Raw genomic sequence first — 19,089 nt, 5'->3', positions numbered from 1 at the left:
CCTGCGCCTCGTCAGCGGGGACGCAGGTCCACCGGGAGGCGGGAGGGTGCGGCCACGAAGTCGCGGTTGATGGGTTTCACCTGGTAGGTCGGGTCGGGCGTGGGCTCCCAGCGGGAAAATAGGGCCGCGGTGGCGAGGGTTATGGTCATCACCGCGAAATTGCTGCCGGGGCAGTGACGGGCACCGATGCCGAAGGGGAGGATCGCCTTCTTATCGATCTCCTCGACGCGGTCCGGAAACCAGCGGTCCGGATCGAATCTCTCCGGGGCCGGGTAGTAGTGCTTGTTGTGGTGGATCATGTAGGGGCTGAACACGATCAGCGAGCCGTCGGGGAGGGTGGTGCCGCCGATGGTGACCGCGCCGTCCGCGGTTTGGGTGCTGACCCACGGGCCCCAGAAGCGCAGCGTTTCGAGGATTACCAGGTGTAGATACGGCAGGGCGGCGACGTGTTCGGCGCGGACCGGGCCGGTCCCGACGAAATCGTCGAGTTCGCGACGGAGTTCGGTCGCGATATCGGCATTCCGCATGATCTCGTGCCAAACCCAGCCGAGGATCGAGGCGGTGGATCCGAGACCGGCGGCGAGCATGAGGATCAGCTCGTCGACGATCTCCGCATCGGATAGCCGCGTCCCCGTCTCCGGATCGGTGTGGCGGATCAGGGCGGAGAGCACATCGTTGAAATCGCGGTCGGCGCGGCGGTATTCGGCGATGACGCCACCGATATCGGCGCGCAGCTGAGCGGATTTGGTGGCGAAGCGGCGGTTGGCGAGCCAGCGCAGGCGCTGCACCGGCCGGGGAAGGGCGGCGCGCTGCACCACCTGGCGCAGCAGCCATGGAATGTTTTGCTGGACTTCGCGTTTCGCGGCAGCGCCGAAATCGGCGGTGAACAAGGTGGAAGAGATGATGTCGAGCACCAAGCGATGCGCCTCGTCGACCAGATTCAGTCGTCGTTCGGTCAGCGACGCGGCCCACGAGTTCGCGAGATCTGCCGCGACGATCGCGTATTCGTTGAGCCGATGTTGCCGCAGCGCGGGGGCGATCATCCGGCGGCGCAGTTCGTGCGGCTTACCGCTGAGCACATTCGACGCGCCACCTATGACGTCCTGAATGGCCTCGCGCAGCTCCTCGCGGTGGAATTCACCCGCCTCGCCGAGGCCGACTTCGCGGATCAGATCGGGAGTGGTGAGCACATAGGCCGGTCGCGGCCCGAGATAGATCCGAACGATCGGTCCGATCTCGGCCAGTGACATCACGAAATCCAGTCCGTGGCGCAGCGCGACCACGCTGTGGCCGAGCAGCGGGATCCGGCCCGGGGCAGTGGGGACGTTCGGACCTGTTTGCCGCATGACGCGGTCAGGTCCCGAGGTCGGTAGCACGATGCATGCGCACCACCGTAGTTACGCAGGGTGTCCGGTGAGCCGCAGACACGCAATGCACGCCGGTGCGAAGTAACGGTTGTGTTGCCATGGGCGCACATGGCATGGATTCGGTTGGAATTGGGAACTCCTGCTCACACGTCCCGTGAGCGGAATGAGGTGCCACATGAACAAGGTGGTATGCGGCGACTGCTGGCGTCGCGAAAACTTGACGTTCGCCCAGCGACTGGACCCGGCATTCATCCGGCCCGGATTTGCCTACCTGTGCCCGGAGCACCGTGCCTGCCGCGCCGAAACGCTCGGCCGCACCGACGCCCGGCAATCGGCGGCGTGAACACTCGAAACCAACCGTCCGCGATCGCGGCCTGCGCGTACCCGTTCGGTCGGCTGCCATCCCCATCGGCCCAGCGAATCCGGTTGGCGGTCAAGGCACGTCGGGCAATGAGCCGGTGCGTCCGCGCTCGCGCTCCGCGGCGGTGGCGAGGTAATCGCCCAACTCGCGCCGCAGCGTGACATCGAGCGACCGGGCCAGGGTGGCATGCACCGAGGCGACGGCCAGTTCGCGCATCTTGTTGAGCATCGTTGTGGTGTCGGCGATTTCGCTACTGGTCTCGGGTAGCCAGCCGGGTCCGTGTTCGTCGACGATGTGCTGTTTGGCGGCCGTGATCATGATGTGGGTGATGTCATCGATGCGGTCGGCGACCTTGGCGTAGATCTCGATGAGCGTGCGCAGTTCCAGGCCGTATTCGTGCAATTCGGCGAAGGAGGTGAGCAGCGCGGTGTCGGTGAACGCGACGGTATCGCCGTCGATCCGCACGAGTTTCATCTCCGCCAGCCGGTCGACGAGTTCGTCGGTATCGGTGCCGAGAATGGTGCCGATGAGTTCGCGTGGGACCTCGAAGGTTTCGTCCTTGGCCCATGCGGCCGTCACCGCGTGCTGCAGGCCGAGCACCTCGGTGAGGTCCTTGCCGGTCTCCCAGCTGGTGATGAAATCGGCGATATGGGCGGTGGTGAAGCCGCGCTGCAATAGCGCGTCGATGAGCCGCAGCCGTTCCAGATGCGAATCGTCGTAGATGCTCGCGCGCCCGTCCTTGCCGACCGGCGGCGGTAGCAGCCCGCGTTCCTGGTAGGCGCGCACATTCCGGCTCGTGGTGCCCGCGGCGCGGGCGAGATCATCGATCCGGTACTCCGGCACCGATATCACCTCCCATAGCGACTGCGGCACGCTGCACCGGCGGCCTGGACGCGGTCTTCGAACCGACCGAGTCTAGCGTCCTGGCCCACCGTAGCGATTGCTTGCAGGTCGCTCGAAACAACCAGCAGCGATTGCTTGCAGGTCGCTCGAAACAACCAGCAGCGATTGCTTGCAGGTCGCTCGAAACAACCAGCTGTCCGTCATCTAGGAAACCGCCGCGCTCCGCGGCTTCGTGGTACGCGCGCTCGCGGGTACCACGTGGTAATCGTCGAGGTTCACCGTCCGCAGCTGACCGACGTACTGGGTGGCGAAGCCCGGATACATGGTCGCGTTGAATCCGTCCTCGGTGAGATACCAGCTGCGGCAGCCAGAGTTCCAGGTGGTGGCGCCCAGCCGCCGCTGGATTGCGGCGTTGTAGCGGTCCTGCCGGTCGCGGCGCACGTCGAGCATGCGCAGATTCCGGTCGAGGATGGTGCCGATCGCGTTCACCAGATAGTCGATCTGGGCCTCCATGTACACCAGCGCCGAATTGTGTCCCGGCCCCGAGTTCGGCCCGAAGGTGAAGAATAGATTCGGATACCCGGATACCGCGATGCTCTTGTACGCGTAGGCGCCGCGCCGCCATTCCTCGGCGAGCACCCGCCCGTCCCGGCCGACGATCGGGATGGGCGTGCCGGTCTTGGAGACATCGAATCCGGTGGCGAAAACGATGCAATCGGCTTGGTGCTCAATACCTTCCGCGGTGCGGACGCCGTGCTCGGCGATGCGGGCGATCGGCCAGGTGATCAGTTTGCAATTCTCGCGCTGCAGCGCCGGGTAGTAGTCGTCGGTCATCAGCAGTCGCTTGCATCCGGCGCGGAAGTCCGGGGTGAGCTGGCGGCGCAGCCACGGATCCTTGACCTGCCGGCGCAGTTGGGCCCGCCCGACCAGTTCGACGACCCTGGTCAGCGGGGTATTCCAGACCACGCCGAGTGCCACGGATTCATGCCCGTAGAACCAGGCCAGGCGCGAAAGGGATTCGGCCGCGGGCACCCGGCGGTAGAGCTGTTTGGTCAGCGGTGTGGTGCGCCGATTGACCCGGGGCAGTACCCATCCTGGCGTCCGCTGGAATACCTTGACCGAGGCCGCCCGCTCGACCAGTTCCGGGATGATCTGCACCGCACTTGCTCCGGTGCCGACGACCGCGACCTTCTTACCGGTGAAGTCGTAGTCGTGATCCCAACGGGCACTGTGGATCTTGTGTCCCCGGTAGTCCTCGATACCCGGAATATTCGGCAGACTCGCATTGGCCAGTGGCCCAGAGGCCAGCACCACGGTCCGGGCGCGAACGGCGGCGGCTCGGCCTTCGATCGTGATCTCCCAGACCCCGGCGTCCTCGTCGAAGGCGATCCCGGTGACATTGCAGCCGAAGCGAAAATGCTTGTGCAGCCCGAACTGCGCCGCCATCGACTCGATGTAGCCGAGGATTTCACTACTGCCGGAGTAGGTGTGCGACCAATCCGGGTTCGGCGCGAAACTGTAGGAGTACAACCGCGACGGAATATCGCACGCCGCACCGGGATAGGTATTGTCGCGCCAGGTTCCGCCGATCGCGGTGCCGCGTTCGAAGATCGCGAAATCACCGATTCCCTTTTGTTTCAGGCGAATCGCGGCGCCGATACCGGCGAATCCGCCGCCGATAATGGCGACATCCAGCGGCCCACCTGTCTGCGGACCGCCACCCCTCATCGAAACGCTGCGCGATGCTGTAGTCATGGCTTCCTTCGTCATGCCGCGGGCTCGTAGGTGAGTTCCTTGGACCAGGTCGGCTGCGGGCGCAGCAACCGCTTCGGCACCCGGGCGCTGATCTTGACCAGTGCGTCGGCCACCAGGTGATAGGGGTGGCCGCGGTTGATCACCCAGCCGCCGTGCATCTTCACGATCTGATACATCGGCAGCCTGCGCGCGAACTCGCTGCGCTCGCCGACATTCGCGTAGCGCTTCAGCGCCGCGTACAGCTTCTCCTCGTCGACGCCCATTTCGACAATGTTGTCGCGCATCTTGTTCAGCAGCGGCACATAGCTCAGCACGCCGATGATGAACGACGGCTTGGCCCAGCCGCCGACCAGATCAATGAGCAGCTTGCGCATCTGTGCGTGCCCGAGCAGATCCATCACCGCGAAATCCACGGCCAGATGCCGGGATTCGTCGGCGTTGATCTTCTTGAACGCCTCTTGGCAGATCGGATCCTCGATTTCGTCCATGATGAACTTGATCAGCGCACCGTCGAGGGCGACCTCCAGCATCGGGATCACCGTGCCGAGGAACGACAGCGACATATCGTCGGAGTACTGGTCCAGGAAGTCGATGACCAGTTTGACGTTCACATTCGGCTGCGGAATCTCATCGCCGTCGAGCATGCCCCAGCGCCGCATGAGCGCGAGTTCGGCATTGGCATGCTTCTGCTCCTCGGCGTGGAAATAGCGGTAGATCTCGCGCAGCGTCTCATTGGGCGCCTTCTTCGCCATGGCGGCGAAGCCGCGCGCGCCGACATTCTCGATCCACATCAGATCGGCCATGAACGGCTTGAGCCTGGCGTGCAGCTCGGGCGAAATCGTCTCCGCGCCAGGGGCATCCCAATCGATATCGGCCAGCGCCCACTGGCGATCCTTGATCTTGCGGAGCATATCTTCGAAGTCCATACCGTAGCGACCGCTTGCGGGTCGCTCGAAAGAGCCAGCGTTGGCCATGATCAGACTCCCGTTTTATCGGAGACCGTGGAGCGGTCCTTGGTGGTCGAGCTCTCCTGTGGCAGTAGCCGATCCAGGAGCCCGAGGGCATAGGTGTACTGGGCGGGGAAGTAGCGCTTGAGCCGCCAGATGAGGTGCGCGTCCAGTTGCGGCAGCACATACAGCTGGCCGCGGTCGTGGGCGTCGAGGGTGGTGCGCGCGACCCGGTCGGGGGAGAACCCGGTCAGGCGCATGAGGGTGTCGGCGAGTCGGGCCGACTGCTCGGTGATGCGGCCGTCACGTGCCACATTGGTCTTGACGAAGGTCGGGCACAGCACGGTGACCGCGACTCCGGTGCCGCTCATTTCGGCCGCCATGGTCTCCGACAGCGATAGCACCGCGGCCTTGGACGCGTTGTAGACCGCCATCGAGGGCGCGGCGGCGAAGGCGGCCGCCGAGGCGACATTGATGATTCCACCGCGGCGGGCGGCGCGCAGTTGCGGTGCGAAGATCTCGCAGCCGTGCACCACACCCCACAGGTTGATGCCGAGCGCCCACTGCCAGTCGTCGAAACCGATCTCGCCCACATGCTTTCCGCCGATGCCGACGCCAGCATTGTTGACCACCAGCGTGACCGGGCGTTCGAACAGCGATTCGGCAAAGCGCGCAAGGACTTCCACATCCTCGCGCCGGGAGACATCGCAGCGGAAGGCGTGCGCGGCGCCCGGGTGGTTGCGTTCGATGAGCGCGACGGTCTCGTCGGCGCGGGATTCATCGATATCGGCGCAGATCACCTGCCCACCGCGGTCGGCGATTTCGAGTGCGAAGGCCCGGCCGATGCCGCTGCCCGCGCCGGTCACCACCGCGCGGGCGCCGTGGCTGCGGCGCGGCCGGATGCCGATGGGGATCAGCCTTTCCAGTCCGAACATGTCAACTCACCTTCTCCGGGATAGTGCGGGAAATCAGTGCGGCACAGAGAAATTCGGCGGCCCGGTGCAGTGCCCTGTCGGCTTCCGGCACCAGCAGCGGCAGCGCCTGGAAGACGTGCACCTGGCCCGGCCAGATCTCGAGTTCGCAATCGCCGCCCGCGCCACGCACCATCTCGTGTAGATGTCGGGCGTCGGCACTGAGCATTTCGGCGCCGCCCACCTGGATCAGCATCGGTGGCAGGGCCATGCCTGGTGGCACTTGCAGCCGCAGGCGTCGTGCGTCGGCGGGCAGACCTCGGGTGTAGGCGTGCGGGAGTCGGCTGGCCGCGCGGGCCGAGATGACCGGATCCCGTTGCCGCCGTTCCTGTTCGGCGGCCAGCGCGAGGGTCAGATCGAGCAGCGGGGAGAACATCGCAACGGCGGCGGGCTGCGGCCGGGCCTGGCGTGCGTTCTCGATGAGCAGATCCAGAGCCAGATGTCCACCCGCCGAATCGCAGGCGATCACCAGGTCTTGTGCGGCGAAGCCGCGGTCGAGCAGCCAGCGGTATCCGGCCTCGACGTCATCGGCGGCGGCCGGAAACCGATGCTCCGGCGCGAGCCGGTAGTCGGTGAGGAAGACCGGCAGCCCGGTCTTCCTGGACAGCTGTGCGGCAAGTCCGCGATGGGTGCGGGCCGAGCAGAGCACATAACCGCTGCCATGGATGTAGTAGATGGCGCGTGGTCCGAAATCCACGCCCTGGGCACGGACCCATTCGCCGCGGACAGCGCCGGACCTGACCTGTGAGACGGCCGTGCCCCGCGGCGGTGGACCCGCCGTGGCCATGATCGTCGCGATCAGTTTGCGTGCGAACCACACTCCCGGTGCGTTCATGGGTACCGCATTGTTCAGCGGCCGCAGTCCGATCTCGCATGCCGTGGCAGCGAGCCTGGACCGTGCCGACGGCACCGTCGGAACGCCGGGGACCGAGGTCCTCGTTGACCTTGTCATGTACCTAGCGTCATCCATGAATGTGCCAGTTGTCAATGGCACATTTAAAAAAGGCCGATCACGGCGCGGATCGGCGGCAGCGGAGCGGAATCGCGCCGAATCCGTACCCGGCGGGTGGTCTCAGTAGCCGCGGTGCGGGTCGATCGGTGCGAGGAGGTCTCGGCCGGTTACGAAGCGGAGCACGTTCTCGGTCACGTGGTCGGCGAAGGCGGCGAGTCGCAGCTGTGGGGGATTCGAATCATGCGGGGTGACAATGGCATTCGGCAGCACCCAGAGGGGGTGGCCGTCGGGTAGGGGTTCCGGGTCGGTGACGTCGAGGCCCGCGCCGGCGATCGCGCCCGAGGCCAGCGCGGCCACCAGGGCGTCGGTGTCGATCAGGCTGCCGCGGGCGACATTGATGATCCAGGATGTCGGCTTGAGGCGGGCGAGTTCGTCGGCGCCCACCAGATGGCGGGTGGCGGGGGTGGCCGGGGCGGCGATGACGACATGGTCGGTGCGGGGCCAGACGCGGGCGAGCTGGTCGGCGGGGATCGTCTCGACGGTCTCGGGAATGCCCGGGCCGGTTACCGGTCGGCCCGAGCGGTTGACGGCGATGACGTGCACGCCCAGCGGAACGAGCATCGGGATCAGGGCGCGGCCGATACCACCCGCGCCCACGATCGCGACGGTCTTCCCGTGCAGGGTGTCGACGTGGGGAAAGAACTCCTGCTGCCGCCAACTCCCGGCATGGAGATGTTCGGGCAGATAGCGCACCCCGGCGAGCAGCAACATCAATGCGTGCTCGGCCACGCTGGCGGCGAAAGCGCCTGCGGCCGAGGTGAATCGGATGTCGGGATGCCGGGCGAAGATGCCCGCGGTGAACCAGTCCTCGACACCGGCCGCCGGGAGCTGCACCCATTCGAGGGTGCCCGGCAGCTCATCCGGGAATTCGCGGGGACCAGCGGACCAGATCAGGCCCCTGGCCTCCGACAGATCCGAAACGGTCGCGCCGCCTTCCACGACCGCCTTGCGCAGCAATGTCGGAGGGGGCATGGATGGGCCGATCGCGATCGGAACCGGAACCTCGGCAGGGCTCATGGACGACCTCCTATCGCGGGCAGGACCATGGAGCGCGGCCGGCTCCGAAGCGAACCGTAGCATCGGTGCGCGTCGTGGGGTCCGCACCACTGGGCCGTGCGACGGGTCGGGTCATCGCCTGGGGCTTGCGCACTCTCGGTGCCGACTGCGCAACCCGGTATAGCGGGTGTGTGCTGTGCGGGGTGGTCAGTCTTCGTCGAGGTCGACTTCCAGGTTGTCGCGGTCGGCTCGCTCCAGTAGTTCGTCGATGCGGAATACCGCGTCGTCGATGCCCTCGTGTAGATCGCCGAATTCGGTGAAGCGGGCGGGGACGGTCTTCATCGTGAAATCGCGCGGATCGATATCGGGTATCTCGTCCCAGCGGATGGGGGTGGAGACGGTCGCCTCCGGTACGCCGCGCACCGAATAGGCGGCGGCGATGGTGTGGTCGCGGGCGTTCTGGTTGTAGTCGACGAACAGCAGCTTCGGATCGCGATCCTTGCGCCACCAGGTGGTGGTCACATCGTCGGGCGCGCGCCGCTCGACCTCGTGCGCGAAGGCCAGTGCCGCGCGCCGCACTTCGGTGAAACCCCACTCCGGCGCGATGCGGACGTCGATGTGCAGGCCTTTGCCGCCGGAGGTCTTCGGCCAGCCGACCGCGCCCAACTCGTCGAGCACCTCGCGTGCGACGCCGGCCACCCGCTGCACCCGCGACCACGGACAGTGCGGCATCGGATCCAGATCGATCCGCCATTCGTCGGGGCGCTCGGTGTCGGCGCGGCGCGAGTTCCAGGGGTGGAACTCGACCGTCGACATCTGCACCGCCCAGATGACATCGGCCAACTTGTCCACGCAGAGTTCGTCCGCATGCCTGCCATAGCGCGGGAAGGAAACCCGCACGGTCGGAATCCAGTCCGGCGCGCCAGCGGGCAGTCGCTTCTGATGCACCTTGTCGCCCGCGAGCCCCTTGGGAAATCGATGCAACATGCAGGGCCGATCCCGCAGCGCGCGGACGATGCCGTCCCCGACACTCAGGTAGTACTGCACCAGGTCGAGCTTGGTCGCGCCGGACTCCGGGAAGTAGATCCGGTCCGGGTTGGAGATGCGGACGGTGCGGTCGCCGACATCGAGTTCGACGGCGGGCGAGGCGGACTTATTGGCCACCTGTCCGACCATAACGGCTCGGTGGGGCCAAAGCGCGCATCCGAGTGATATGCAGCCCAAACTGTGCAGTTGGAACTGTACAGGTGAGACTGAATAAATTAGAGTCGATGGCATGGACGAAGAGATCTCCGAATCCGCCGTCCGGGCCGCCAGTGAGGTGCGGGTTGTCTTCGGCAGGCTGCGACGGCGCATGCGCGAACTGGCCGCCGATGACGACCTCTCGCCGTCGCAAGCCGCGGTACTCAGCCGCTTGGACAAGGACGGCGCGGCGTCGACCAGTGAGCTGGCCGCGGCCGAACGGGTGCGGCCGCAGTCGATGGCGATGACCGTCGCGGCCCTGGATCGCTACGGATTCGTCGAGCGCCGCCCGGATCCCGCGGACGGGCGCAAGCAGTCGCTGTCATTGACCGCCGCCGGGCGCGCGCGGCTGCAGGGTGACCGGCGGGTGCGCCAGGAGTGGTTGGCGCGGACCCTGCACGAACGGTGCACGGAGGCACAACGACGCACCATTCTCGAAGCACTCGCGCTCCTCGACGACCTGGCCCAATCATGACGGCCGTCGAAGCGGCACGTCCTGGCCTGTCCACTGGCGCAACAGGATTCGATCGCCAGCTGATCGCGCCGATGATCCTCGGTTCGATTCTGAACCCGATCAACTCCTCGATGCTCGCGGTGGCGCTGGTGCCCATCGGAAAGGCCTTCGGCGCACCGCCGTCGGAGACCATCTGGCTGGTCTCTGCGCTCTACCTGGCCACCGCGGTCGGGCAGCCGGTGGTCGGCCGACTCGTCGACCGATACGGGCCGCGCAAGCTCTATCTGATCGGCACCGCACTGGTCGGCATCGCGGGTGTGCTCGGTGCGCTCGCGCCCGGTCTCGGGATCCTGATCCTGTCCCGTGTGCTGCTGGGATTCGGCACCTCTGCGGCGTATCCCGCCTCGATGTTCTTGCTGCGCAGCGAATCCGAGCGCACCGGGGCGCAGAGTCCGGCCGGAGTGCTCGCCTTGCTGTCGATCGCCAATCAGGTGATGGCGGTGGTCGGGCCGACGCTGGGCGGTGCGCTGATCGGCGTCGGCGGTTGGCATCTGATCTTCACCATCAATGTGCCGCTGTCATTGGCCTGCCTGGTGCTCGGGCGGATGAGCCTGCCCAAAGTGGCCGAATTGCCCGCGGCGGTGCGGGCGCGGCAGGGCGGCGGGGTCGATATCGCGGGCATGGTGTTGTTCGCGGGGGCGCTCGTGTCTTCGATGCTGTTTCTGATGAAACCGGCTGTCGCGCATTGGTATCTGCTGGTGATCGCCGGTGCGGTCGGCCTGACGTTCGCGGTGCGGGAGTTGCGCGCCGCCGAGCCGTTCATCGATCTGCGGGTGCTCGGCGGCAATGCGCCGCTGCTGGCCACCTATGGCCGTCAGGTGCTCGCCTTCGTCACCGCTTATGCCTTCCTCTATGGCTTTACGCAATGGTTGGAGGAGGGGCGATCGCTGAGCGCGTCCGTGGCCGGGCTGGTGCTGTTGCCGATGTCGTTGAGCGCCATAGCGATTACCGCCATCACCGGGCGGCGTCGGCAGGTGCGTGGCAAGCTCATCGCGGGTGCTCTGCTGCAGGTCGCGGCGTGTGCGTGCCTGCTGTTCCTGGGTCCGCATACCGCCATCTGGCTGTTGGTGGCGCTCGGCGTGCTGATCGGCCTGCCGCAGGGGCTCAACGGGTTGGCCAATCAGAATGCGCTGTACTACCAGGCCGATCCGGCGCGCATGGCCTCGTCGGCCGGATTGTTGCGTACCGGAATGTATCTCGGTGCGTTGATCGCGGCGGCGGCCAATGCGGCCGTATTCCCGCATGCCGCCGACAGTGCCGGAGTACACGAGTTGGCGGTGCTGCTGCTCGTCGCCTCGGTGCTGCTCGTGGTCGTCACGCTCGCGGATCGCTCACTGGCGCGAGTGGGACGCGCAGCAGCCTGATCTTTGTACACCTCAACCTCGGAAAGGTCTCATCATGCCGGTTACCACACTCGACGAGCGCACCGCGTTGGTCGTCATCGATCTCCAGCACGGCATTGTCGCCGCACCGCGTCAGCCGCATTCGGCCGCGGCGGTCATCGAGAACTCCGCGGCGCTCGCGCACGCCTTCCGCGCACACGGCCTGCCCGTCGTGCTGGTGCGGGTCTCGTTCGCGGCCGATGGCGCCGATCAGGCGAAGGGCCGCAATGAATTTCCGTTCCCCGGCGGCAATCCGCCGCAGGGCTGGGATCAGATCGTGGACGATCTCACCGGTCACCCCGAGGACATCCACGTCACCAAGCGCAACTGGGGCGCGTTCTACGGCACCGACCTCGACCTGCAACTGCGCCGCCGCGGCATCACCCAGATCGTGCTGGCCGGGATCGCCACCAGCATCGGCGTGGAATCCACCGCCCGCGCCGCGCACGAACACGGCTACCACGTCACCCTGGCCGTCGACGCCATGACCGACTCCGATGCCGAGGCGCACCAGCACAGCATCGCCAAGATCTTCCCGCGCCTCGGCGAAACCGGCACTACCGCCGAGATCGTCGAACTAGTCGCCGCGACGCGCTGACCCGCGGCTTCGCCGGTTGTGAACACCGATGCCAACCGAGGTCGATCGGCGCACACTGACGACATGATGACCAACCTGATGCGAGCGATTCGTCGACTTCTCGGAGGCGGCAGGGTGCCCGCCGGTGGCCAGGATCCCGGCGAGCCCGGTGGCGGCGCCGCTGGGGTACGCGAGCCGCGCAAGCCCATACCGCCCGATGACTGGCTGAGCGACACCAAGCGAATCGAACCGGACCCGCCGACGCTTCGGCTACCGGACGCGCGCGAGTGAGACGCGACCGGTATCCGTCCGTGCTGGGTCAGTTGTATCCGTGCAGCTCTGGCATGGGCGGTAGCTCGGTGGTGTCGGCGATCGGGTCGATGAGCAGATCGTGCAAGGTTTCGAAGAACGCCTCGGCTGAGCCATACCGCAAGGTGACCTCTCTGAGCAGCCGTTCTGCGGGCATGTTCGAGTCCATGTGCATATCGTGACCTACAACACCCCGTCCGAAACGGACGTTCGCCAAAAGTTCGCTAGCCTGTCGGCTACTGATTGGCAAACGACGGGCTCGCAGCCCTGTCGGCAGAGGTCGGTCCGACTACGTCTGTGTCGCCAGTGCGAATGGCAGCACCGCCGGCGCGCCCGCGTTCTGGAGCGCGTTGGCAGCCACCGTGAGCGTCCAACCGGTATCGGAAAGGGCGTCGACGAGCAGAATCGGCCCGTCGACCGAACTCAGGTCCGGGATCGACCAGGAATCGAACAGCCCGGCCACCCGGTGCGCGGAGTTCGCGGCCGATACCGGCGTCCGGTCCGGACGCAACCGCAGCGTGCCGAGGTCACGCAGGCGGCCGACCTCGGCGAGGCGGGCGGCGAGGGTGGCGGTGAGCACCGGATAGCGGTGCGATTCGAGGGCCATCACCGCGGTCGGGCGGGTCGTCCAGTTCCATTCGCGCAATACGGCGATGCAGGCGTCGAAGACCGCATCCGGCACCGGATCGTCGGGCGCGTCCAGGAGGGCGCGCAGGCGCTGGCCCCAACCGAGGTCGGTGAGCCTGCCGAGGGCGCGCCCGGTCTCCGCGCCGTTGGTGATCTTGCCCGACAACGGGATGCCGAGTTTCGCCATTCCGGTCGGCCACTGCTTGCGCGGGGCGAGATCGAGGCCTGGACGGTCGAGCCGGGCGCGGGTCGCGGCGATCGCGGCGGAGTCGACATTCGTATCGAGACGCGTGCCGGTGCAGTTGTCGCAGCGGCCGCAGCCGGGCGCATTGCCGTCCAGCGCGGGCAAACCCGGATCGTCGAGCTGGCGGCGCAGGAACTGCATCCGGCAGCCGGTGGTGCTCTGATAGTCGATCATCGCCTGCTGTTCGACCTCGCGGGCCGCGGCCAGGCGTTCGTAGCGTTCGGTGTCGTAGGCCCACGGCGCTCCGGTGGCGATCCAGCCGCCGCGGACCCGCCGCACCGCGCCGTCCACATCGAGCACCTTGAGCACCATCTCCAGTCGCGAGCGGTTCAACTCCACCAGCGGTTCCAGCGCGGCCGTCGACATCGCCCGGTCGAAATCCAGTGCGTCGAGTACCGAGCGCACGATGTGTTCGCGCGGAAAGGCAACGGAGGCAAAGTAACTCCAGATCCTGGCGTCCTCAGGTCCGGGCAGCAGCACCACATCGGCGCGATCGGTGCCACGGCCGGCGCGACCCACCTGCTGGTAGTAGGCGATGGGGGAGGACGGCGCGCCGACATGCACCACGAATCCCAGATCGGGTTTGTCGAAGCCCATGCCGAGCGCCGAGGTGGCGATGAGCGCCTTCACCTCGTTGTTCAGCAGCGCAGCCTCCAGTGCCTCGCGTTCGGCGGTATCGGTCTGTCCGGTGTAGGCGGCGACATTGTGGCCGTGTGAATTCAGTACGTCGGCGAGATCGTGCGCGGCGGCGACGGTGAGGGTGTAGACGATGCCGGAGCCGGCCAGTTCGTCGAGGTGTCCGCTCAGCCAGGCGGTGCGCTCGACCGCGTCGTCGAAGCGGAGCACCGACAGGTGCAGCGATTCGCGGTCCAGGGTGCCGCGCAGGACCAGGGTTTGCGTGCCGATCTGGGTCGCGACATCGGTGACCACCCGGTCGTTGGCGGTCGCGGTGGTGGCGAGCACCGGCACATCGGAGCCGAGATCGGCGATCAGGGTGCGGATGCGGCGGTAGTCGGGCCGGAAGTCGTGACCCCAGTCGGAGACGCAGTGCGCCTCATCGATCACGACCAGCCCGGCATCGGCGGCCAGCTTCGGCAGCACCTGGTCCCGGAAGTCCGGATTGTTCAGCCGCTCCGGGCTGACCAGCAGCACGTCCACCTCGCCAGCGGCCACGCGGTCGTGGATCTCATCCCATTCGGTGACATTGCCGGAGTTGATGGTCGCCGCGACGACGCCCGCCCGTTCGGCGGCGGCGACCTGGTTGCGCATCAGTGCGAGCAGCGGCGACACGATAACCGTCGGGCCCCGCCCGGCGCGTCGCAGCAGCTTGGCCGCGATGAAGTACACCGCCGACTTACCCCAGCCGGTGCGCTGGACCACCAGCGCCCGCCGTCGTCGCACGATCAGCGCCTCGATCGCGGTCCACTGATCCTCGCGCAGCCGCGCTCGTGGTCCCGCGAGTTCGCGCAGGAGCTCTTCGGCCCGCTCCCGCAGTTCGGGCGAGGTCAGGTCGATCGCTTCGGTGCCGGCCGCCGATGTCATGGGCTCCATCGTGCCGGATGGCACCGACATCGGTGCGCGGCTACCGTGGCCAGCGGTATCCGGTGCTTCCGCCCGGACACCGGCGGACACTGATGCGTCCCGCGCCGCCAACTCGGCCGAAACGGCGAAATACTCCTGGACAACGGACAATATGGTGAGACGATTGCTCCGGACCGTGGGACCGCGCAGGAGGAAACCGTGACCAACTACGAGCCGCCGCCGGGTTGGTCTCCGCCCGGTGCCCAATTCCGCAGTACCGGTGGGTTCGGGCGGGCTGTCGTGGGCCTGCTGGTCGGGCTGGTGGTGACCCCGGTCGGGATCGGGCTGGCCGCGCATGCGGCGATGGATACCCGGCAGTGGGTCATTCTCGGGTCCGCGGCCAATCGGGCCGGGTCGACCTTCCAGATCGTCGGTGGGGCGCTGCTGTTGCTCCTGGTGGCGGCGTTGGCCGCGTACTCACCGGCAGGCACGGTACTGGCCGGTCTGGTTTGGGGTGTGGTGCCGGGATTCGTGTACTTCCTGTTTCCGGACGACACCTGGCGAATCATCCACGACGATCTTCCGGTGCTCTCCGATGAGATGCGGTTCGCGCTGATCACCTGGGTGACAAGCGGTTTCGCATTCATTCTCGGCGTCTTGCTGCTCGGTGCGGGCGTCGCGGGCACGATGCGGCGGCACTGACTACGTTCAGACCGAATTGCGATGGCGCTCAACGTGATTCGCTCTGCCTGATGTCGCTGAGGTTTTCGGGCCGAATTGCGGTTGTTCCCACCGCAATTCGGCACGTGTCTCACCCCTTCACGCACAGCACCTGACGCAGCGTCGCGACGATATCGACCAGATCACTCTGCGCGGCGATGACCTCGTCGATGTCCTTGTACGCGGCCGGGATCTCGTCGACCACACCCGCATCCTTGCGCGACTCCACGCCCTCGGTCTGCGCGATCAGATCGGCGACGGTGAACTGCCTCTTCGCCGCATTCCGGCTCATCCGCCGACCCGCACCGTGCGCCGCCGACTGGAACGAGGCGGGATTTCCCTTGCCGCGCACCACATATGAGCGTGTGCCCATCGAGCCCGGAATCAACGCCAGATCGCCGGCACCTGCCCGCACCGCGCCCTTGCGGGTCACCAGCATCGGCACACCGTCGATCTCCTCCTCCGCCACATAATTGTGGTGGCAGCTTATCGGCTCGTCGAAACGCACCTCGCGGCCAGCGAATTCCGCTCGCACCGCATCGCATACCAGGGAGAGCATGACCGCGCGGTTGCGTGCGGCGTATTCCTGCGCCCAGGTCAGATCGCGCCGGTAGGCCTCCATTTCGGGTGTGCCGGAAAGGAATACCGCCAGATCACGATCGGGTAGATCCTGGTTGTGCGGCAGTGCGCGTGCGACCGTCATATGCCGCTCGGCGAGTTCCTTGCCGATATTGCGGCTGCCGGAGTGCAGCAGAATCCATACCGAATCGTTCTCGTCCAGGCAGATCTCGATAAAGTGATTTCCGCCACCCAGCGAGCCGATCTGCTTGTGCGCCTTGGATTCCAGCGCCTGCACACCCGGGTCCAACGAGCCGAATTCGGACCAGAAGCGATCCCAGCCGCGATTGTGTCGGGCCAACTCGCCGTGTGAGGCCGCGAACCGCGCCCCCAACTTCGCGACATCGACCGCATTCTTATGCGCCTGGAACCCCACCGGCACCGCCGCTTCGATGCGCGAGCGCAGCGAATGCAGATTGTCCGGCAAATCGGCGGCGGTGAGATCGGTCTTGACGCTCTCCATGCCGCAGCCGATATCCACGCCGACGGCCGCGGGCGCGACCGCATCGCGCATCGCGATCACCGAGCCGACCGTCGCCCCCTTGCCGAGGTGCACGTCCGGCATGACGCGGACGCCGTGGACCCATGGCAATTGCGCGATATTTCGCAGTTGTCGCAGCGCGGCCTGCTCGATATCGTGCTCGTTGGCCCACATGAGCGTCTGCGCCCTGGTGCCGCGCAGCTCGACGGGAAACATGGGGAACGTCCTTTCTCGTTCGGTGTGTTCCCCTTCAACGCTATATTCCCCGCACAGCTATCGGCACATCATTTTTCGACGGTCACGGCTCCACGAAATCGGCGGCCAGACTGCACAGCTTCCATGTCCCGCCGCGGCGCGCCATCGTCCCGGTGTAATCGATGTCCTTGAAGTACTGCCGATATTTCGCGGGGACGTCGGAGAAGGATTCGTGTGCCAGGAAGGTCGCGGAATCGGGGCCGGTCTGGGTGATTCCGGTAATGGTGTCGGTGAAGCCCGCGTCCTCGACCTCAGGGCCGATCCGCCCGTCGTATTGCGGCGTGTATTGCCTTACCAGCGCGTTGACGGCCGACACCGCCTCCGGGCAGACGAGCGCGTCGAAGGATTGCCACTGTCGGGAATTGGCCGTCGCGGCCAGTCGTTCGACGGCCTGGGCGAGTGTCGGGTCCGGGGCGTTCGGATTGTCCGTTGTGATGCGCGCGTCCGGCGGATTGAAGATCATCGGCGCCGGCAGCGGCCGATAGCCCGACGGTTCGATATTCGCCGCCACCGCGCGGTCCCAGGCGCCGTCGGCGATCATGGCCTGAATGGCGTGGGTGATCTTGCTCTGCAGGATGGTGTCGCCCTTTTTGACGCCGACGCCGTATCGCTCGCGGGTGAAGGGGTGCCCCACCACCCGCAGCTCGTTCGGATGCTGTGCGGCGAATCCGGCGAGGATCACATCATCGGTGCTGACCGCGTCGACCTCGCCCGCGAGCAGCTCGTCCACGCAGATCGAATAGGTCTCCTCGACGGTGACCTGCACGCCCGTCGCGAAGTCGCGCTCGATCTTGTCCGCCGAGGTGGAACCCTGGCCGGTGCACACGGTACGGCCGTCGAGGGCCTCCGGCCGATCGATGCCCACCTCGTCGCGACGGACCAGCAGATCCTGACCGGCCAGCAGATACGGTCCGGCGAAGGAGACCGCTTTCTGCCGATCGGCGGTGATCGAATACGACGCCACGACAAAGTCGACCTCGCCGCGGTCCAACAGCCCTTCACGTCGATTCGACGGCGCCTCCTGCCAGCTGATCCGCTCGGCATCGACGCCGAGATACTTCGCGATATAGATCGCGGTATCGACGTCGAATCCGTGCGGAACCCCGTCCTCGCCCATGACCGACAGCCCGGGCTGATCGAATTTGATGCCGATGGTCAACGTCCATGGCATGTAATCGATGCGGTACGCGCAGGCGGCGGTCAGCACCATGCCACTCGCCAGGCCGACGGCAAGGATCGAGCGCTTCATCGAGCCGAATCTCCTGTCGGTGCGGGGATATTCCGGTCTTCAGTCGGGATAGGTGCTCGCGGCGTTTCCGTTCGCGATCGCGGTGACGAGTCGCTCTGCGTCGGCGGTCGTGATGACGTCCTCGGCGATCCATTCGTCGAGCAGGCGGCCGAGCCCGCGTCGCCACAGCACCGCGCCGAGATAGTGCAGTTCCGGAAGTCCGTAGCCGTCGGAGGAATAGAGCATCGAACGGAAGGGGGCCAGCTCGAGTGCTTCCGCGAGCACCGCCGCGGCCCGTTGTCCCACATAGGGAATCGTCAGGCCGAGGTCGAGGCGCACATGGTCGAAGGCGTGGGCGAGGTAGGCGGCATTGCGATGGAACGGCCAGCAGTGCAGCAGCATGACCGATAGTCCGGAGCCCGCGGTGGCGCGCAGGAAGTCGGTGAGCAGCAACGGATCCGCATGCCGCAGCCGCAGATCGGTATCGCCGAAACCGGTGTGGAATTGCAGGGGCAGGCCGAGTTTCGCGCCGATGCGGGCGCCGAGTGCGACCAGCCAGCCCAGCGTCGCCGGATCGGTGAGGCGGTGTTCGAGGGTGACCGTTTCCGGCGGGGTGTCGGCGAGTGGGAAGTCGAGTCCACAGCGGTAGGCCACGATTGTCTTGAGAGCGACGGCATTTCGCGCCCGGCTGTGCAGCGCGGTCTCGATATCCTCGAAAGGCGTCGTCTCCGCGCCGCCTTCGGCGATCACCTGTTCGGCGACCTGTTCGAGTCGGACGATCTCGCGCACCTCGCCCTCGGCGACCGCCGCGAATTCCGCTCGTCCGCCGCCGAATCCGGTGTCGAGGAACCATCGGGTGGTGCCGGTGGCGCGCAGCAGCCGGGTGGCGGTTTCGCGCCATCCGAGTTCGGCGCGGCGAGCCAGATACCGCTCCGGATCGGCATGCGGTTCCAGGTCGAGAACCGGTGCGCACCAACGCCTTACCGCCAGACCGATCGACGAATCGAAACTGCCGCGCTGGCCTTCGCTGAGCAGCCGCTCGAAACCGGGCCGGTCCAGATCGGCGGCTACTACGCCGTGACAATGGTGATCGGTGAGCGCGACACCATCGGTGAGCAC

19 protein-coding genes are annotated in these 19,089 nt (G+C 66.5%); 6 read left to right on the top strand and 13 right to left on the bottom strand.

Annotation, left to right across the window (positions count from 1 at the left end; genetic code table 11):
- Positions 1 to 11: 11 nt before the first annotated feature.
- Positions 12 to 1,346 (bottom strand): cytochrome P450, encoded by a 1,335-nt coding sequence (locus tag ACHQ4I_RS34350; protein WP_420776049.1) that lies wholly within the window; start codon positions 1,344 to 1,346, stop codon positions 12 to 14.
- A gap of 196 nt (positions 1,347 to 1,542) precedes the next feature.
- Here ACHQ4I_RS34350 and ACHQ4I_RS34345 point away from each other — a divergent pair, with 196 nt between their 5' ends.
- Positions 1,543 to 1,710 (top strand): hypothetical protein, encoded by a 168-nt coding sequence (locus tag ACHQ4I_RS34345; protein ID WP_420776048.1) that lies wholly within the window; start codon positions 1,543 to 1,545, stop codon positions 1,708 to 1,710.
- A 90-nt stretch (positions 1,711 to 1,800) separates the two neighbouring features.
- On the opposite strand, the gene ACHQ4I_RS34340 is transcribed toward ACHQ4I_RS34345, so the two are convergent.
- The 7 genes from ACHQ4I_RS34340 to ligD all read right to left on the bottom strand — a co-directional run bounded on the left by ACHQ4I_RS34340 (position 1,801) and on the right by ligD (position 9,416).
- Complete coding sequence (locus ACHQ4I_RS34340) at positions 1,801 to 2,571, bottom strand: MerR family transcriptional regulator (protein WP_420776047.1); 771 nt, start codon at positions 2,569 to 2,571, stop codon at positions 1,801 to 1,803.
- A gap of 204 nt (positions 2,572 to 2,775) precedes the next feature.
- On the bottom strand, positions 2,776 to 4,326 hold the full coding sequence (locus ACHQ4I_RS34335; protein WP_420776046.1) for a flavin-containing monooxygenase: 1,551 nt from the start codon (positions 4,324 to 4,326) through the stop codon (positions 2,776 to 2,778).
- Positions 4,327 to 4,337: 11 nt separating this feature from the next.
- A complete protein-coding gene (locus ACHQ4I_RS34330; RefSeq protein WP_420776045.1) occupies positions 4,338 to 5,300 on the bottom strand; it encodes a ferritin-like domain-containing protein in 963 nt (320 codons plus the stop codon).
- Positions 5,301 to 5,302: 2 nt separating this feature from the next.
- Positions 5,303 to 6,208 carry an SDR family NAD(P)-dependent oxidoreductase gene (locus ACHQ4I_RS34325; RefSeq protein ID WP_420776044.1) on the bottom strand — a complete coding sequence of 302 codons (906 nt, stop codon included), beginning with the start codon at positions 6,206 to 6,208 and terminating at the stop codon, positions 5,303 to 5,305.
- A 1-nt stretch (position 6,209) separates the two neighbouring features.
- Positions 6,210 to 7,196, bottom strand: coding sequence for an alpha/beta hydrolase (locus tag ACHQ4I_RS34320; protein ID WP_420776043.1), 987 nt, complete (start codon positions 7,194 to 7,196; stop codon positions 6,210 to 6,212).
- Positions 7,197 to 7,316: 120 nt separating this feature from the next.
- Complete coding sequence (locus ACHQ4I_RS34315; protein ID WP_420776042.1) at positions 7,317 to 8,273, bottom strand: D-isomer specific 2-hydroxyacid dehydrogenase family protein; 957 nt, start codon at positions 8,271 to 8,273, stop codon at positions 7,317 to 7,319.
- A gap of 186 nt (positions 8,274 to 8,459) precedes the next feature.
- Positions 8,460 to 9,416 carry a non-homologous end-joining DNA ligase gene (gene ligD / locus ACHQ4I_RS34310; protein WP_420776041.1) on the bottom strand — a complete coding sequence of 319 codons (957 nt, stop codon included), beginning with the start codon at positions 9,414 to 9,416 and terminating at the stop codon, positions 8,460 to 8,462.
- Positions 9,417 to 9,528: 112 nt separating this feature from the next.
- Here ligD and ACHQ4I_RS34305 point away from each other — a divergent pair, with 112 nt between their 5' ends.
- The 4 genes from ACHQ4I_RS34305 (at position 9,529) to ACHQ4I_RS34290 (ending at position 12,258) form a co-directional block, all read left to right on the top strand.
- Positions 9,529 to 9,969, top strand: coding sequence for a MarR family winged helix-turn-helix transcriptional regulator (locus ACHQ4I_RS34305; RefSeq protein ID WP_420776040.1), 441 nt, complete (start codon positions 9,529 to 9,531; stop codon positions 9,967 to 9,969).
- A complete protein-coding gene (locus ACHQ4I_RS34300) occupies positions 9,966 to 11,372 on the top strand; it encodes an MFS transporter (protein ID WP_420776039.1) in 1,407 nt (468 codons plus the stop codon). Before ACHQ4I_RS34305 ends, ACHQ4I_RS34300 begins: the two co-directional genes overlap by 4 nt.
- 34 nt (positions 11,373 to 11,406) lie before the next feature.
- Positions 11,407 to 11,988: a hydrolase gene (locus ACHQ4I_RS34295; protein ID WP_420776038.1), complete on the top strand. Its 582-nt coding sequence runs from the start codon at positions 11,407 to 11,409 to the stop codon at positions 11,986 to 11,988.
- A 63-nt stretch (positions 11,989 to 12,051) separates the two neighbouring features.
- The gene (locus ACHQ4I_RS34290; RefSeq protein WP_420776037.1) at positions 12,052 to 12,258 is read left to right on the top strand and encodes a hypothetical protein; all 207 of its coding nucleotides are present in this window, start codon (positions 12,052 to 12,054) and stop codon (positions 12,256 to 12,258) included.
- 28 nt (positions 12,259 to 12,286) lie between these two features.
- Here the strand turns inward: ACHQ4I_RS34290 and ACHQ4I_RS34285 are convergent, their stop codons facing one another.
- Both ACHQ4I_RS34285 and ACHQ4I_RS34280 read right to left on the bottom strand, forming a co-directional pair.
- Positions 12,287 to 12,445, bottom strand: a complete 159-nt coding sequence (locus ACHQ4I_RS34285; protein ID WP_420776036.1) for a hypothetical protein — start codon at positions 12,443 to 12,445, stop codon at positions 12,287 to 12,289.
- Positions 12,446 to 12,565: 120 nt separating this feature from the next.
- Positions 12,566 to 14,689 carry a RecQ family ATP-dependent DNA helicase gene (locus tag ACHQ4I_RS34280; protein ID WP_420776035.1) on the bottom strand — a complete coding sequence of 708 codons (2,124 nt, stop codon included), beginning with the start codon at positions 14,687 to 14,689 and terminating at the stop codon, positions 12,566 to 12,568.
- Between the two features lie 198 nt (positions 14,690 to 14,887).
- On the opposite strand from ACHQ4I_RS34280, the gene ACHQ4I_RS34275 reads away from it, so the two are divergent.
- Positions 14,888 to 15,370 (top strand): hypothetical protein, encoded by a 483-nt coding sequence (locus tag ACHQ4I_RS34275; RefSeq protein WP_420776034.1) that lies wholly within the window; start codon positions 14,888 to 14,890, stop codon positions 15,368 to 15,370.
- Positions 15,371 to 15,479: 109 nt separating this feature from the next.
- On the opposite strand, the gene ACHQ4I_RS34270 is transcribed toward ACHQ4I_RS34275, so the two are convergent.
- From ACHQ4I_RS34270 to ACHQ4I_RS34260, 3 genes are all read right to left on the bottom strand, one after another.
- Complete coding sequence (locus tag ACHQ4I_RS34270; RefSeq protein WP_420776033.1) at positions 15,480 to 16,703, bottom strand: RtcB family protein; 1,224 nt, start codon at positions 16,701 to 16,703, stop codon at positions 15,480 to 15,482.
- Between the two features lie 82 nt (positions 16,704 to 16,785).
- Entirely contained in the window at positions 16,786 to 17,991 is a 1,206-nt protein-coding gene (locus ACHQ4I_RS34265; RefSeq protein ID WP_420776032.1) for a glutamate ABC transporter substrate-binding protein, read from the bottom strand.
- A 39-nt stretch (positions 17,992 to 18,030) separates the two neighbouring features.
- The gene (locus ACHQ4I_RS34260) at positions 18,031 to 19,089 is read right to left on the bottom strand and encodes an amidohydrolase family protein (protein ID WP_420776031.1); all 1,059 of its coding nucleotides are present in this window, start codon (positions 19,087 to 19,089) and stop codon (positions 18,031 to 18,033) included.

Source organism: Nocardia nepalensis, from assembly GCF_048910785.1.
Lineage (GTDB): Bacteria > Actinomycetota > Actinomycetes > Mycobacteriales > Mycobacteriaceae > Nocardia > Nocardia nepalensis.
The sequence above is the reverse complement of the archived record's forward strand: the minus strand, read 5'-3'. Positions and strand labels throughout refer to the sequence as shown.

Coding starts and splice junctions, on each gene's coding strand:
- ACHQ4I_RS34290 (WP_420776037.1), top strand. CDS start 12,052: ATGATGACCAACCTGATGCGAGCGATTCGTCGACTTCTCGGAGGCGGC.
- ACHQ4I_RS34270 (WP_420776033.1), bottom strand. CDS start 16,703: ATGTTTCCCGTCGAGCTGCGCGGCACCAGGGCGCAGACGCTCATGTGG.
- ACHQ4I_RS34280 (WP_420776035.1), bottom strand. CDS start 14,689: ATGACATCGGCGGCCGGCACCGAAGCGATCGACCTGACCTCGCCCGAA.
- ACHQ4I_RS34335 (WP_420776046.1), bottom strand. CDS start 4,326: ATGACTACAGCATCGCGCAGCGTTTCGATGAGGGGTGGCGGTCCGCAG.
- ACHQ4I_RS34330 (WP_420776045.1), bottom strand. CDS start 5,300: ATGGCCAACGCTGGCTCTTTCGAGCGACCCGCAAGCGGTCGCTACGGT.
- ACHQ4I_RS34295 (WP_420776038.1), top strand. CDS start 11,407: ATGCCGGTTACCACACTCGACGAGCGCACCGCGTTGGTCGTCATCGAT.
- ACHQ4I_RS34325 (WP_420776044.1), bottom strand. CDS start 6,208: ATGTTCGGACTGGAAAGGCTGATCCCCATCGGCATCCGGCCGCGCCGC.
- ACHQ4I_RS34315 (WP_420776042.1), bottom strand. CDS start 8,273: ATGAGCCCTGCCGAGGTTCCGGTTCCGATCGCGATCGGCCCATCCATG.
- ACHQ4I_RS34300 (WP_420776039.1), top strand. CDS start 9,966: ATGACGGCCGTCGAAGCGGCACGTCCTGGCCTGTCCACTGGCGCAACA.
- ACHQ4I_RS34345 (WP_420776048.1), top strand. CDS start 1,543: ATGAACAAGGTGGTATGCGGCGACTGCTGGCGTCGCGAAAACTTGACG.
- ACHQ4I_RS34285 (WP_420776036.1), bottom strand. CDS start 12,445: ATGGACTCGAACATGCCCGCAGAACGGCTGCTCAGAGAGGTCACCTTG.
- ACHQ4I_RS34305 (WP_420776040.1), top strand. CDS start 9,529: ATGGACGAAGAGATCTCCGAATCCGCCGTCCGGGCCGCCAGTGAGGTG.
- ACHQ4I_RS34320 (WP_420776043.1), bottom strand. CDS start 7,196: ATGACAAGGTCAACGAGGACCTCGGTCCCCGGCGTTCCGACGGTGCCG.
- ACHQ4I_RS34350 (WP_420776049.1), bottom strand. CDS start 1,346: ATGCGGCAAACAGGTCCGAACGTCCCCACTGCCCCGGGCCGGATCCCG.
- ACHQ4I_RS34265 (WP_420776032.1), bottom strand. CDS start 17,991: ATGAAGCGCTCGATCCTTGCCGTCGGCCTGGCGAGTGGCATGGTGCTG.